This is a genomic window from Mycobacterium sp. E3247, assembly GCF_001667785.1.
Lineage (GTDB): Bacteria > Actinomycetota > Actinomycetes > Mycobacteriales > Mycobacteriaceae > Mycobacterium.
Map to the genome: position 1 here is coordinate 1 of NZ_LZJG01000214.1, position 664 is coordinate 664.

Annotated in this window: 1 pseudogene; it reads left to right on the plus strand. The window is 65.4% G+C overall.

From position 1 onward, the window contains the following. Positions 1–664 (plus strand): annotated as a pseudogene (locus A9X04_RS11810) (glycosyl transferase family 1); the annotation flags it as partial.

Sequence of the window (664 nt, forward strand, 5' to 3'; positions counted from 1 at the left end):
CATGGCCGTCCCGCCCAATCTTGTTGAGCTCGCGCAGGAAGCAGGCCTGGCGGCCATCGGCTACGGACCCGACATGCACGACTTCTGGAGCGACGAGTTCATCCGCGACTTCTGGAAGAATTTCGTGCGCGGGCCCATCAAGTTGATGCGCGACGCATGGGAGCCGGTGCTGCGGAACTGGCAGCTGATGAGCTCGTCACTGATGTCGGTCGGTGCCGGCGCCGATTTGATCTTCACCGGACAGCTCTACCAGGACCTCGCGATCAACGTCGCCGACTACTACCGCATTCCGATGGCCACGCTGCATTACATTCCGATGCGGCCCAACGGCGAGCTGATTCCGGCACTGCCCGGGCCGATGGTCCGTACCGGGATGGCGGTGTACGACTGGATGTGTTGGCGGATGAACAAGAGGGCCGAGGACCGGCAGCGCCGCGAACTCGGACTGCCCACCGCCACCGTCGCCTCGCCCCGGCGGATCGCCGAACGCGGCTCGCTCGAGATCCAGGCCTATGACGAAGTCTGCTTTCCCGGGCTGGCCGCCGAATGGGCGAAGAAATGGGGCGACCGACGGCCCTTTGTCGGCGCGCTGACCATGGAGTTGACCACGGACGCCGACGAGGACGTGGCATCGTGGATCGCCGGTGGATCGCCGCCGATCTGC